We start from the raw sequence: 14,171 nt of genomic DNA on the forward strand, positions 1-14,171 counted from the left end.
CCCACATCATACCGATTTCTACATTCTTCTCCAGCATGATGGCTTTTCGACATCCGTGATTGATTTTCTGCCGGATGTTCGTATAACGATTTTCGACGCGGACACATGATTTACGGCCATAATCCGCGCAGATGAGGCCTTTTCGACGCATGAGACCCGAGAGCCTGACGCCCTCCTTCTTCCAGGATGAGCCCCTTCCCGAGGGCACCAGCCTCGCAGGTTGGGCAGGGCTGGTCTCCGCGTTCGGCATTCCTGCGCCGGTGCGCAACCCTACCTGCATTTCGGAGCGACATGTGCGCGGCAACGTCCGCGCGGATGGGATCTGGCAGGTCTATGACAAGCGATACCTGCCGGATGCAACGCTGGAGGGCCATCTCGGCTTTGCCCTGCGGCACGAGAGCATCGACCTCCTGATCCTCAAGCGCGTATTTGATGCCGTTCCGCAACAGGACATCGAAGCGATCGTCCGCGCCACACCGACCGGCGCCTTCTCCCGGCGGCTGTGGTTCTTCTTCGAGACCCTGACGGGACGCATGCTCGATCTCGACGATGCGCCAACCGTCACGGCGGTCCCGGCTCTGGACCCCACCCAATACTTCACCGGCAAGGAGCGCTTCTCACAGCGCCACCGCGTCCGGGACAATCTGCTTGGCACCGGCGCCCTCTGCCCGATGATCCGGCGCACAGAGAAGCTCAAAGCACTGATAGGGCTCGACCTGGCCGCGCGGGCCAAGGAGACCATCGGCAAGACGGGCGGCCATGTCGTGGCGCGCGCGGCGAGCTTCATGCTGCTGGCCGACAGCCGCGCGAGCTTCGAGATCGAAGGCGAGCGCCCGCCCGTCAACCGCCTCGAACGCTGGGGACGCGCAGTGCTCGAGGCCGGCAAACGCCCCCTCAATCAGACCGAGATCTACCGTCTGCACCGCATCCTGATCGGCGACGATCGCCTGACCCCGATCGGCTATCGCGAAGACGGAGTCTTTCTGGGCGAACGGGACCACAGCAACGACCCCTTGCCCGAGTTCATCGGCGCGCGACCCGAGGATGTTCCCGCCCTCATGACGGCGCTGAACGACTGCAACAACCGGCTACGGCTGACAGATGCCGAAGAGGTCGATCCCGTCCTGCAGGCCGCCATCATCGCCTTCGGCTTCGTCTATATCCACCCGCTGGCGGACGGGAACGGTCGCCTGCACCGCTGCCTGATCCATCACGTTCTCGCCGAGCGGAAGTTCACCCCACCCGGGATGGTCTTCCCGGTCTCGTCCGTGATGCTCGACCGCATCGACGATTACAGGGCTGTTCTGCAAGGGCACTCCGCCCCGCTGATGGAGCACATCGCGTGGCGTGCAACGCCCACCGGCAATGTCGAGGTGCTGAACGACACGGCCGATCTCTATCGCTTCTACGACTGCACGGCGGAGGCCGAATTCCTTTACGACTGCGTGCGCAAGACCATCGAGGAGGACCTGCCGCGCGAGATCACCTATCTCAAGCGTCACGATGCGGCGATGCGCGGCATCATGAACCGCATCGAGATGCCGGACGCTCTGGCACGGCAGGTGATCCTGTTCGTCACCCAGAATGAAGGGCGCTTCCCGAAGCGCAGGCGCGACCGCGACCCCTTCGTCAAACTCACCGATGCCGAGATCGCCGATCTGGAGGAGATTGTAACGACGGCGTTCTCGAACTGAATTCAACCCGCACCCCGCACGGTACTCTACCTAAAGACGCGCAAACATCCGATTTGACGGCCCTCGAAAGCACAGGACAGCAGTAATGGCGAGATTCAACCCGCACGAAAAAAGCGCCGCATTGTATCCTGTGGTCTCGGAATTCGCCGACCGCTGCTTGCTGCAGGATGGCTCTATCCTCCAGCCCGACCTTCGTCTTTGGACGGCCGAAAATCTCGCAGAGCTGGACCGCACCTTTGTCCAGAATCCCGATGAAGGCACGGACAGCTATTACTTGAAGCTCGAACAGCAGATGTCCTCAGGCACACCGGAGAGCCGCCAGTTGATGGCTGAGCTGCACTGGGTCCTGTTCACCTTTCCCAGCGACATGTGACCGGCGACCAAAGCGCAGAGAGTCAGAGAGATCTGGTCCTGGTCGAGCACCCCGCTTCCCGAGGGTGTTGCTGCCTTGAGCCCGGAGGTTCTGGAAGGCATCGGGCACGCGGGCACGGCCTATAACACGCACAGATGGCGGGAGCTGAGCTTCCTGATTGCCCTAGTTCGTGACTGGAAAGCGCAACCGCCTGAGCTGCAGGCCCAACAGCGCAAGGACCATGAAGCGTTTTGCGCGTTTCTGGACAAGGTGCCCAGTGTCGATGGCCGCCAACTGCGTCAGATCCTTCCGCATCTCCTGTTTCCCGATCACTATGAGCGGATTTCAAGCCCGCGGCACAAGCGAGAGATCCTTGAAGGCTTTGCCGTGGCAACGCGGAAGGACATCCGGAAGATGCGGATTTCCGAACTGGATTCACATCTTCTTGCCCTGCGGCGCAAGCTCGAGACCGAGCTCGGCCGGGAGATCGATTTCTATGAGCCGGAGATTGAACAGCGCTGGCGCGACAGCGGCGCGACCTATCTGATCAGCTGGAATCCGTCACACTGGGACTGGGGGACCTTCGCACAGGACCGCCAGCAGACCGCTTCCGGAGGCACGGTCGTCCATCGTTGGCGCACGAGTTCGAAGAAGCCAAAGCCTGACGACACGGTCTTCCTGATCCGAACCGGCGACGATTTCCGTGGCATCATCGCAAGGGGACGGGTTGCGAAGGCCGCCTACTCCGACCTCCACTGGGACCCACAGCGCGCCGCCGCGGGTGAGACCACGGATTTCATCAATGTGGAATTCGAGGACATACGGTACCCAGGGAAGGATGCCTACATCCCGCATGCGGTCTTGACGAGCAAGATCAGCGGGCAGGACTGGAGTCCTCAGTCTTCCGGAATTCTGATCAAGCCCGCTGCCGCGCGGGCGCTGGAAAAGCTTTGGGAAAACGCGGAACCCCCGAAAACAGACGTCGAAAGGGCCGTGCCGATCATGGGATCAACCTCTCAAAACATCATCCTTCACGGCCCTCCTGGTACCGGAAAGACCTACCGCACGGCTGTCGAGGCCGTTCGGTTGTGCGGGGAACCTGTCCCGGATGACCGCTCCGCTCTGATGGCCTCCTACCAACGCCTCTTGGCCGCCGGTCGGATCGAATTCACTTTCCATCAGTCGATGGCCTATGAAGAGTTCGTCGAGGGCCGACAGCCTATGACCGGCACGGATGAGGGCGAGGACACATCCTCGGCCGGCTTCCGGCTGGAGACCGTGCCCGGCATTTTCCGGCGCATCGCGAAACGCGCCGAGACCAGCCGTGGGCATTCATCCGAGGAGGACTCGACACGTGTTGAAGGCCGCCAGGTCTTCAAGATGTCGATTGGCGAAGCGGACAACCCCGAAGACGCACATCTCTTCGAGGAGGCGATCAAGGGCGGTTATACCCTTCTCGGCTTCGAGGACATCGACTGGTCGGCCGATAAATTCGCCAAACGTGACGCCATCATCGAGGCCTGTAAGGCGAAGGACCAGCGCCATTCCAACGTCGATGCACGCTCCGGCGTTGTGCAAATGCCCTTCAAGTTCCGGAACGATGTGAAGGAAGGCGACATCGTCATTGTTTCAAAAGGCAATTTGCTGTTTAGAGCCATCGGCGTGTTCACGGGCGGCTACGAATTCGTTCCGCGACCCGAAGGCGGTTATGCCCATCGTCGCTCCGTCCGCTGGCTTTGGATCGACCGCGATGGCGTATCTGTGAGCGAAATCTACACACGTAAATTTTCGCAGAAATCGATTTACGGGATCGATGTGGTCGAACTAAACGTGCCGGCCCTTGAACGCTACATGAACAGTCAGCGGAACGAGGGGCCTTCAGAACCTGAGCCCTTCGTCCTGATCATCGACGAGATCAACCGGGCCAATATCTCCAAGGTGTTCGGCGAGCTGATCACGCTGTTGGAACCGGACAAGCGGCTCGGCCAGCCCAACCAGCTCAAGGTGCGCCTGCCTTACTCGGGGGATGAGTTCGGTGTTCCGTCGAACCTGCATATCGTCGGCACGATGAACACGGCAGACCGCTCGATTGCTCTACTCGATACGGCACTGCGGCGGCGATTCACATTTCGGGAAATCATGCCCAATCCGTCCGTGCTGAAGGACGCAGCCGACCGTACGGGCATCGATCTGCCGACTCTTCTGACCATCATCAATGAACGCATAGAGTATCTCTACGATCGCGATCACCAGATCGGGCATGCCTATTTCACCGGCTGCGACACCCGCGCGGATGTCGACGCGGTGATGCGGCACAAGGTGATCCCGCTGCTGGCCGAGTACTTCTTCGAGGACTGGGGCAAGATCGCCGCGATGCTGGGCGATCTCGAGACGCATGACAGGCCCATCGCGGGGGGCTTTCTGAACAGGTCGGTCCTCAAGGCGCCGCCGGGGCTCGACAATGGTGAGGCGATGCCGCGCTTCCGGTGGGACGTGCGCGAAGACGGCTTCGATTACGCGCGGCTTCTCGGCTCATGATCCGCCGAACGCTCCGCGAATGGCAACGCATCGGCTATGGGGATGACGACACGACCATCCCGACCGCCGAGGCTGATCGGATTGCCGCCGTGGCGGCGCGTTCCAGCTTCGCGGGGCGTGGCGGCGAAGGCGTGCTCGAACACGGCCGCAAAGGCCTGCGGGCCCGCGGCGTGGTCGGCGTGATCGCCGCGCCGGGATGTCAGCTGGAGATCCTCCCCAAGATCGAAGGTCTCGGAGAGCACGACGCTACTGAAGAAGCGCTTCGTCGCCGCCTCATCCACATGCTCGCGGTGGTTCATGATCTGCGGGTCGATGCGGGCGTGCTGGCCCAGCTTGGATGGCAAAAGGATACCATTCTCGAATTGTTGATCCGCCTTTTTTGCGCCCGCCTGATGGAAGCGGTGCGGATGGGTCTGCCGCGCCGATATGTGGATCATGCAGACGACCTCCCCGCCCTGCGCGGCAGGCTCGACGTGACCCGGCAGTTTTCGCGCCATGCAGTGGCACCACAGCGGCTTGCCTGTCGGTACGACGGGCTGTCCTCTGACATCGCGCTGAACCAGGTGATGCGCGCCGCCGTGACCCGTTTGCAGCGTGTGGCGCAGGCCCCCGACAATCAGCGTATCCTGCGCGAGCTGGGCTTTGCCTATGCGGATGTGACCGAGGTTCCGGTCCCTGCGCTGCGATGGGACCAGATCACCCTCGATCGGACCAATCAGCGGTGGCGCGAGCTTCTTTCCTTCGCGCGTCTCCTTCTCGGAGATCGGCATCAGCAGACCAGCGCAGGGGCCATGGATGGTCATGCGCTCTTGTTCGAGATGAATGCCTTGTTCGAGCAATACGTCGCCCGACTGGTCACCCGTGCCCTGGCCGGAAGCGGGTACCGGGCTTCATCGCAGGGTGGCCACCGGGACTGCCTGTTCGAAGCCGATACGGGGCGGTTTCGGACCAAGCCGGACCTCATCATCCGGCACGGGGATCAAGCCGTCCTCGTCGTCGACACAAAGTGGAAGCGGATGGCCTCTCGCATCGACGACCCCAAACAGGGGGTCAGCCAGACCGACGTCTATCAGTTGATGGCCTATAGCCAACTGTATGGCTGCCGGGACGTCATGTTGCTCTACCCCCATCATGGCGATCTCCCGACAGAGCCGATTTGCACCCGCTACGCTATTGCACATGAAGGCGCCGAAGAGACCCTTCACGTCGCAACCCTTGTCATGACCGGTCCCTCGGGATCGCATGTCGATGCGCTCAAGACGGTGCTGGACCGGATGTTGCCGGCTAAGGTGCCGGTCTAGCCAAAGCAACCTCCTAGCTTCCTTGCAGATTCGCAGATCGGGCAGGGTCAGCACCTTCATTGTTCTAATACAAAACGCTCCGGGTCGAACTGTGCAAGGATCCCCGCAACCTGCGTTTCGGATATGCGCGGAAGCGCAAAGAGACCGCGCACACCCAATCGTTACTGGCTTCTTGCTGCGATGCCAGTGGTGTGTCGGCTTTGGGGGGCGCTGCGAAGCAGTATCCTGTCCGGGTGACCGGCGGCTCTGGGCCGAAACTGCTGACGCCTCGGCCCCGGTCAAAGAAGGCATGCTCTGAACTCGATCGGGTTTAGTCAGTGGCTCCCAAGCCTCCATGTCCAGCGATGATCTCTGCGGTCGTGACGACAGCTTTCTGAACCGCAAGGCGGCTTTCCTCAGTCTGCCCAAGCGCGCAAAGGTCCAAACTGATCGGCTCTGGCGCGAGAGCTAGGGTTCCACGCCGGGCTGGCGCTCGCAAGACCGGCTTCGGGTCGTGTGGGGTAGCGGGTCCCTGCCCTCGCGCCGCCCCCTGCTGCACGGCCTGCAGCTGCTGCGCCAGTTTCGCAACTGCCGCCTCGGCCTCATTCAACCGTGCATCGTATTGCCGCTTTTCGGCATCCGGGTAGGGATGATCGCCTGCTTGCGCGGCATGGACCACCTTCAATACCGGATCCTCATAGTATTTGATACGCCGCGCCCGGATCGGCATCTGGGCATCGACGACGAGGATCACCTCATCGAGGTCTAGCCGGCGCGCCTCATCCTCGTTGAGGAGCGGTGTTTCCTCCGTCCGCTCGGTCACGCTCCGACCCTCGAAAGGGTTCCGCCCCACCGAACGGGACCGGGTGACCACCCGCTTGGTCGTCTTGCCGACCGCCTGGCTCAGTTCTTCGATGGTCTTTTGGTCGGATGGGGTCAGATAGAGTTTCACCCCTGCCCCACCTTGCAGCGAGCGGCGCGTGTTCTCGCCATAGATCTCGTCCAGCGCGGGAATGGTCTGGGTGACGATGGCCAGGTTGCCGCCATAGGAGCGCAGCGTCTTGATGCTCTCGGCCACGATCGGCATCTTCCCCAGCCGGTCAAACTCATCGAGCATGATCATCACCGGCCAGGGTTCATCCTTCCCGGGCTCGGCGGCTTGGAGTGATGCAATCAGATCCGAGAAGAACAGCCGGATCAGCGGCGCCAGCGGCCCGACCATCTCGGATTCCACCACCAGATAGATCGCATGCGGCTGGCGGCGGATGTCCCGGAACGAAAAATCCGAGGTCGCCGTTGCCGCATCAATCGCCCGGTTGTCCCAAGTGTCGAGACCGGAGGTCATCAGGAGCGAGAGATAGGAGGTCAGCGTATCGTTGTTCGTTGAGGCCATCCGCTCAAAAATCAGCTTGGCCGAGGGGTTCTTCACCTCCTCAGCCCGCTTCAGGAACTCCAGCTGCTTGTTTCCGCCCGAGGCTGTGATGCGATAGATCTCGCCGATAGTCGGGTTGCCACGCTCGAAGGCCAGAAGCCCGGCGGCTACGAAGAGATCGATCCCGCCGGCGAGCAGGCCGCTGAGCTTTTCGTTGTCGGTCTGAAGGAAGAGCTTCGCCGTCAGCTTCAGCTCCATCTGCTGGCGATCAGGGTTCTTCAGGGCCGCGATTCGGGCCAGCGGGTTGTAGCGATGCGTCGGCCGTTCCCAATCGGTGGGTGCGAAACGGAACACCTTGTCTCCGGTCGACGACCTGAACCGCGAGGTCTCACGGAAGTTCTCGCCCTTGACGTCGAGAACCACGGCCGAGCCGCGATAGGTCAGCAGGTTCGGGATTACGAAGCCGACACCCTTACCCCTGCCTGTCGGGGCCACGACCAGCGCATGCGGGAACGTCCGCGAGACAATAAATGGCCTCTTCGATTTCGGGGAACCCATCTTGCCGAGCAGGAACCCGGCCCCCGTCCCGGCGAAAAAGCCGTTGCGCTTCATCTCGGCCCGGCTCTGCCAATGGGTGGTGCCGAAACTGGTCAGCGCATCGCCCAGCATGGTGGCGGTCAGCAGGAGGGCCGCGAGGCCGGTCCCAAGGATGATGCCATTCACCCAGAGGAAATCCTGCGGAGCAGAAGTCCTCAGTCCCAGCCAGTTCCGCGCCAGCAGGCTGAGGTCAAAGCTGTTCGTCGAGTATCCGAATTGGACGGCAAAATAGATCGTCGCCAGCACATAGCCGATGGCAAGCCCGAGCAGGGTCAGAACTACGGCGCCCAACAGCATGCGGCCCTTATCCATGGGTGATCCCCTTCTCACCGTGGGAGAGGGAGTGCCTCAGATCGTCGCCATGGCGCTCTTCCACGATCCGCCCGAGCACGCGGTCCATCGCCGGATCATTGGCATGGACATCTCTGGCCTCGAGATAGGCCCGCGCCAGCTGCAGCTGTTCGAGCGCATTTGGGGTGAGCCGGTCCAGCACCTTCTCATCGCCGCGGTGCAGATCATCGATTTCGGTTGGGGTCAGGCGATTATTGACCTGCTCGACGAAGCGGTGTCGCGCCGCATCCGAGGCCAGATCGACCTTGCCGTCGGCGGCCTGTCGCAAGGCGGAGGCCAGTTGGGGCGCTGTCGCATCCAGATTGCGGCGTTCCGCGTGGGCCTGACGGGTGTCGTCCTCAACCTCGGCCAGCCTCTCGATGATCCGCTCGCGGGAGGCGCCTGCGGCATGGAGCTGGTTGATCTCCCGACTGACGGCATCGCGGATCTGCTCCTGGGGGGTCTCGGCCCGCAAGCGCGCCATCTCGCGAACTTCTTCGGTGATCGGACCGAGCCTGATCGACGGATCACGCTGCGCGAGATCCATATCGCCGGCATGGAGGGTACGATGTGCGGCCCGAATGCCGTTGGCTGGAGGCTGAATGACATCGGTGGCCTTTTCCCAGGCCATGGTGGCAATTTCGGCATGCTGGGGCGAGCGCTCGGCAAAGCGGTCGAAGGCCGCTTTCGCCTCGGCCACCTGCTTTTCGCCATCGCGCCGGACACGCGGATCATCGGAATAGGGATAACTGAAGTCCGTCCGCTGGAACTGTTTGACCAGCGCCCGGAACTCCTCCCGTTCCGCCGGGCTGAAAATATCTGGCTCACTGCGCAGGGTTTCGTTATCAGCCGAAACCTTGTGAGCGGAGGTCTCCGACAGCCGCGCCCCCTCTTCCCTTTCCGGCCCTTCCCTCTCCACATCCTCCACAACCCGCAGGACGCGGGCCTCGGTCAGCACATCCCCCAGCTTGCCATGAACGTCCTCAAGACGGTCCATCGCCTGATCACGCTGCGCGGTGTCACGCAGATCAAGCTGCTCTTCCTTCGCGATGGCCCGCAGATCCTGCGCAAGCCATTGCTGCTCCAGCGCCGCATTGCCCGCACCCTCGCGCATCCGGGCCAGAACGGCATCGCTATCGATTCCGGTCCCCTGCACCGCTTCAGTGATGCGGGCTTTGAGGCCCGGAGCTTCAAGCTGATCCCGGTGGGCCTCGACTAGGTTCGGCGCAGCATAGATCCCATCTCGGGACGCCGGCTCATGCAATGTGTCGGAGCGGTCCCCCAGGGGCTGCAGATGCGAGACCTCACGCAACACATCAGTCAGTTTACGCTCGATCACCGGGCGCTCGGTCGCAGGGGCGCGTTCGATCAGCCCTTCGATCTGGCGGATGTTCTGCGAGAACCGATCGATCAGTTCGTCAAAATCATAAACGTCATCACTCATATACAACACTCCGTCTGACTGGATACGATCACCCCGGGCAAGCACATCCCCGGCCCGGGACAGGGCTTCCGCAACATCGTGGAAGTTCGAACGCGAGGCCTCGGCAGCGAGGCCCCGATAGATCGCGGCATTGCGCGCCACCTCGGCAATGGCGTGGTCGAGGTTGGCGCCGGTGCGTTGGCGTTCCACCGGCGTCCTGCCCTCTTCCATGGCTTTGCGGAGCTCGACATCACTGGCGGCGCGGGTCAGCACACCCCGGTCCAGCCGCCGCGTGGCTTCAAGGCGCAGCCCGTGGCGCTCGGCCGCCTCGACCATGGCTTCGCGGAAGGCGTCGTAGTTGAAATGATGATCCTTCCCGAGGAAGAACATCTCGCCGTCCTTGCTGCGGCGATTCAGCACGATATGGGCATGGGGATGGGCGCGATCCTCGTGGATCGCCGCGATGTAATCGAACTGCGCGCCCTCCCCTTCGAAGAAGCGCTCGCAGATCTCGCGGGTGATCTCCTGCGCCTCAGTGGAACGGGTACCGATGGGAAAGGCCATCAGGAGGTGCGCCGTATGGCCCAGCTTCGGCGCATGACGCTCACTCCACTGGTTCTCAAAGCGGCGCGCGACGCGCTCGATCTCACCGGGCGAAAGCAGCTTCTTGCCGTCATGGGTGCCACGGGAATCGAGGATGAAGCTCGATTTGGTGGTGAGGTAGGACAGCTGGGCGCGCAGCTGCGCCCCGGTGTGGCAACCGCCTTGCCGGATCGCCTTGAAGATCGCTGGGGAATGGCCGCGCGCCGCGCGGATCATCTGTGCCCGTTTGCCAAAGCCCCCGGAGGCCGAGCCAGAAACCTTGCTCCAGCCGCGATCAAAAAGCGCCGGATTGACCGCCCTCACGGCATCAGCCCGCGCCATCGCGTGCCTCCCGGATCAAGGGCGCGAGCGCCTTGTCCACCTCCAGCTTGAGGGACGCCCGCCGGTTGCGGCTCATCTCCTGGACCTGATCCGCGATGGTGAAGACCAGCCCGGCCAGAGCCCGGATCTCGGCCTTCTCCGACCCGGTCAGGACCGCCTGCTCGCCACGGACACGCCCCTCGTTCAGGCGGCGGGCGATCTGGTTGATGTTGTTGCCGACCCGGTTCATCGCCGCGCCAAGACCGCGCAGTTCCTCCGTCATGTGCACATCGGGCGCGAGCAGGTCGCTGGCGGCCAGTATCATGCAGCGCAGAGCATCAGAACGATGCCCGATGCCACGTGCCGAGAGCGCAGCATCAAACCGGCCCAGCTCGGCCGCGCTGAGACGAAGCCCAACCACCTGAGGCCGGCTGCCGTTCGAAGCCCGCCGTCCATGGGCATGGTTCACCGCATTGTAGACGGCCTTCAGGCTGACCCCGAACTGCTGTGCCAGATCAGCAGCTGGCACGCCTTCAGACCGCTCTTTGGCAATCCTCAGACGCTCCTCTTCGGTAAGTCGGCGGGCCGGGGACATTTTGAAGTTAACGCTCCTATTTCTTGCCAAGATCGTACAAGCCCGCCGACTCCCAGCACAAGCGGAGTCGGGCCTACGGGCTTGTACTCATTATGAAAAACCGGCCCAAAGGGGCGGTTTCCCGTTGTCTGCGGAATGCATCACGCGCCTTGCGATTTGCATCCCGTCCCATGCGAAATGCCTCCCGTTATCTGCGCTCTGGAGCATGTCTTCTGGCACCTGCATCGCGCTCTTTGCGTCCTGCATCCTGCGGAGTGGGAAGTGCCGGAAGGGGAATGGGATCTGCATCACGTTGCCTGCGCCACGTCCTCTGGAAGCCGCACAATGCGTGCCGCTTCCTGCGATCTGCGCCTTGCGTCCCGCTTGACGCATCCCGGTCAGCGCCCTACGACAAGAAAGCTCTTATGTTTACGAGTAACCATTATTGCAGGTGTGCCATGCCAAATGACTCCTTGCGCGTAATCGCCGCGATGGCCCGCAAAGGCGGGTCGGGCAAAACCACGCTGAGCCGCGCCCTGATCAGCGCCGCGATCGCTGCCGGTCGCCGGGTCACCCTCATGGACACCGACGGGACCGATGCACTCGGTGCCTGGTATGAACGGGCGGAGGGTGCTGGGTACAGTTCGCCCCTGCTGTCTCGCACCAGGGCGCTCAGCATTGCCGCCATCGAGCAGGAGATCGAGCGGATCTACGACGAGGATCTGGCGGATCTGATCTTCATCGACACCGCCGGTGTCGGCGCGGACTGGTCGGACAGCGTCGCGGTGCTGGCTGATCACATCGTGACCCCGGTGATGCTCTCGACGACCGACTTCAAGGTCGGCATCCAGACCGCAGACTGGTTCGCCCATCTGCGGACCCGTGTGGACGACCCGAGCGCCCTGCCCCAGCATCATGTGGTTCTGAACATGGTGCCCGCGAAACCGACCAAGGCCGATGCGGAACTGATCGCACAGGCGGTCAACTGCTTCCCGGTCATCGAGACGGTTATGATGCACCGCAACGCCTTCAAGGAGATGGATCGGCTTGGTCTGCTTCATGCCATCGCTCTTGCGCGGCAGAATGATCCCAACCCGCTGATGAAGCCCCATGCCCGCCCGCTCGTCGAGGCGCTGGAAGAAGCCACCGACATCTTGAACACCATCATCAGCGGCTGAGAGTGACATGGTCCGCAAACGCATCCCCCTCGTGACACGGCCGGATCAGGCCTATTCGTTCAGTCTGTCCCAACAAAACACGACGAACCCGGCACAGACGGGAGACAGAGACGAACCAGCCAGCGCGGCCGAGGCCCGTGCGCCGGCGCAGCCGAGCGCCAGCATCGCATCGGAGGATCAAGCCTCAAGAGATGACTCCAAAGCTTCGATCCAAGTCGACGTGCGCGTGAACGCGTTGAAGCGCCAGGAACAAGGGCTGGTTGCCTGCGGCATTGCCCCCCGACAAGTGATCCGGGCCGCCCTGCGGAAGGCCGTCAAGAAGTGGGGGCTCTCAGCAACATATGCCATCCCTTCCAGTGACAGGCGGGCAAGTCAGGCAAGCTGGACCGTCAGGACCAGCGTCGCAGTGCCCGCCGCCATCTTTGATCGGCTGCTTGCCGATCAGGACCCTCTGGGGGTCGACAGCCGGTGGTCATTGGTGCGGGGTCAGCTGGAGCCGCTGGTTTGGGCGGAAATCGATGCTCTCCTCGCATCGCTCAGTGACGACTCCGACGATGTCCGCTGACCCACGCTGGCACGGGCTATTCAGGCCCGGACGCTGGCTGGTTCAGGATCAGACCGCGCTTGGTAGCGATTGCCACTGCCTGTACCGAGTTCCGCGCCCCGAGCAGGTCCCTTATCCGCTCCAGGCGCTTCTTTATGGTCTCGGTGCTGACGCCCTGCCGATGCGCGACTTCCTTATAGGGCAAACCGTTCGCCAGATCAGAAAGGATAGCACGCTCCATCTCTGAAAGCGGTCTTGCCGCCTCGATAGAGGCGAGCAGCTGTTTGAATATGCCCTCAACCTCGTCCAGCTCACCGTCGGTCAGTTCCCGATCCTCGCGGGCGCAAAACAGGCAGCTGAGCGTGCCATATTCTTCAATGCGACTGCGAGAAACGCCGCAACCATAGTTGAGGCCATACTCGCGCGCGTGATCCATGATCAGAGTTCCAGCAGGCGAGAGCTTTTCGACCGGCACTTCACTCCATCTGATGCGACCTGAATGCGTCCTGGCCCAGAGATTGACCGGATCAAACATCGCATATTGCCGCTCAGTGTAAATCTCGACCCAACGCTCCGGATAGGTGGAGACATAATGCTCTGGCGTCAAACTGCGCACATGGATGACGAGTGAATAGCCCATCGGTGCAATTGCCCGCAGCCGGGAATCCAAATGGGCCATTTCCGGAACAATAGTCCAAACCATTACCCCTCCCGCACGAGAAAATGTGCAGTCCTCAAACAGCGATACCAAAAAGGGTAACGGCATGGCCGCTCCCCCACCGTTGTGTCAGGTTGTGATGAAAGCGCGCGCAAATCAACCGTGAAGCGACCTTGCGAAAAGGGTTCCGATCGCCAGCCAGCGAAGTTCTGTGACAGTCGAGACAAGTATTATGAACGTGCAGACCAGTGACCATCGCGGCGGCTCATGCCGCACCAACCGCATCGAGGCCCGGCCAATCGCCCGGCTGCGCCACAAGGACGATGGCAGGGTCATTGGCCTGGTTTATGAATGGAACACAGGCGAGACGCAGACGGCCTGGTTCGGCAAGGCCGAGCGCAGCTTCGTGACAGAAGAGTTGTGCTGAGGGCCATTGCTCGCTGGCAAGATGAAAGGCCCCGGCCTTTCGACCGGGGCCCTGGTTGGGGGGATTACTCCCCTCGGCGGCTGTTGGGGCGCGACCAGATCAGGCTCGAGCCCTCGCCGTCCTCGTCGTCGAAGAGGTTGGCGTAGATCGGGTGCGAGAAGCTCGGATCGTCCAGCTTCAGGCCCAGATAGTCCCGGCCCTCGTTCGAGCGCTTTGACCAGGCGGCACCGATCTCCGCGCGGCCCACCAGGATCCGGTGCGAAGGTGCGTTCTCGCCCGTGGCCCGCAGGTCGGGGACGAT

At 62.2% G+C, this 14,171-nt stretch carries 12 protein-coding genes; 7 read left to right on the plus strand and 5 right to left on the minus strand.

The window, feature by feature from the left end:
- Positions 1–149: 149 nt before the first annotated feature.
- The 4 genes from CG51_RS12955 (at position 150) to CG51_RS12970 (ending at position 5,885) form a co-directional block, all read left to right on the plus strand.
- Complete coding sequence (locus CG51_RS12955; RefSeq protein ID WP_035745653.1) at positions 150–1,694, plus strand: Fic family protein; 1,545 nt, start codon at positions 150–152, stop codon at positions 1,692–1,694.
- Between the two features lie 85 nt (positions 1,695–1,779).
- Positions 1,780–2,067, plus strand: a complete 288-nt coding sequence (locus tag CG51_RS19230; protein ID WP_051930563.1) for a hypothetical protein — start codon at positions 1,780–1,782, stop codon at positions 2,065–2,067.
- A 75-nt stretch (positions 2,068–2,142) separates the two neighbouring features.
- The gene (locus CG51_RS20555; protein ID WP_198947670.1) at positions 2,143–4,584 is read left to right on the plus strand and encodes an AAA family ATPase; all 2,442 of its coding nucleotides are present in this window, start codon (positions 2,143–2,145) and stop codon (positions 4,582–4,584) included.
- A gap of 89 nt (positions 4,585–4,673) precedes the next feature.
- Entirely contained in the window at positions 4,674–5,885 is a 1,212-nt protein-coding gene (locus CG51_RS12970; protein WP_211254208.1) for an McrC family protein, read from the plus strand.
- A 310-nt stretch (positions 5,886–6,195) separates the two neighbouring features.
- Here CG51_RS12970 and CG51_RS12975 read toward each other — a convergent pair whose 3' ends face one another.
- The 3 genes from CG51_RS12975 to mobC are packed head-to-tail and all read right to left on the minus strand — an operon-like array spanning position 6,196 to position 11,018.
- Positions 6,196–8,145: a type IV secretory system conjugative DNA transfer family protein gene (locus tag CG51_RS12975; protein WP_035745656.1), complete on the minus strand. Its 1,950-nt coding sequence runs from the start codon at positions 8,143–8,145 to the stop codon at positions 6,196–6,198.
- Positions 8,138–10,510, minus strand: a complete 2,373-nt coding sequence (locus CG51_RS12980) for a relaxase/mobilization nuclease domain-containing protein (RefSeq protein WP_035745658.1) — start codon at positions 10,508–10,510, stop codon at positions 8,138–8,140. Before CG51_RS12980 ends, CG51_RS12975 begins: the two co-directional genes overlap by 8 nt.
- Positions 10,497–11,018, minus strand: coding sequence for a plasmid mobilization relaxosome protein MobC (mobC, locus tag CG51_RS12985; RefSeq protein ID WP_248783383.1), 522 nt, complete (start codon positions 11,016–11,018; stop codon positions 10,497–10,499). The genes CG51_RS12980 and mobC overlap by 14 nt, the downstream gene beginning before the upstream one ends.
- A gap of 503 nt (positions 11,019–11,521) precedes the next feature.
- Here mobC and CG51_RS12995 point away from each other — a divergent pair.
- Entirely contained in the window at positions 11,522–12,241 is a 720-nt protein-coding gene (locus tag CG51_RS12995) for a nucleotide-binding protein (RefSeq protein ID WP_035745663.1), read from the plus strand.
- 7 nt (positions 12,242–12,248) lie between these two features.
- Positions 12,249–12,806, plus strand: coding sequence for a hypothetical protein (locus CG51_RS13000; protein ID WP_035745665.1), 558 nt, complete (start codon positions 12,249–12,251; stop codon positions 12,804–12,806).
- A 16-nt stretch (positions 12,807–12,822) separates the two neighbouring features.
- Here the strand turns inward: CG51_RS13000 and CG51_RS13005 are convergent, their stop codons facing one another.
- Positions 12,823–13,551 carry a helix-turn-helix transcriptional regulator gene (locus tag CG51_RS13005; protein ID WP_084695182.1) on the minus strand — a complete coding sequence of 243 codons (729 nt, stop codon included), beginning with the start codon at positions 13,549–13,551 and terminating at the stop codon, positions 12,823–12,825.
- Positions 13,552–13,675: 124 nt separating this feature from the next.
- Between CG51_RS13005 and CG51_RS13010 the strand changes: the two genes are divergently transcribed.
- Complete coding sequence (locus tag CG51_RS13010) at positions 13,676–13,870, plus strand: hypothetical protein (protein WP_035745669.1); 195 nt, start codon at positions 13,676–13,678, stop codon at positions 13,868–13,870.
- Between the two features lie 64 nt (positions 13,871–13,934).
- On the opposite strand, the gene CG51_RS13015 is transcribed toward CG51_RS13010, so the two are convergent.
- Positions 13,935–14,171, minus strand: a 237-nt coding sequence (locus tag CG51_RS13015; RefSeq protein ID WP_035745671.1) for a DUF736 domain-containing protein, incomplete at its 5' end; no start/stop codon positions are given.

Source organism: Haematobacter missouriensis (assembly GCF_000740775.1).
Taxonomy (GTDB): domain Bacteria; phylum Pseudomonadota; class Alphaproteobacteria; order Rhodobacterales; family Rhodobacteraceae; genus Haematobacter; species Haematobacter missouriensis.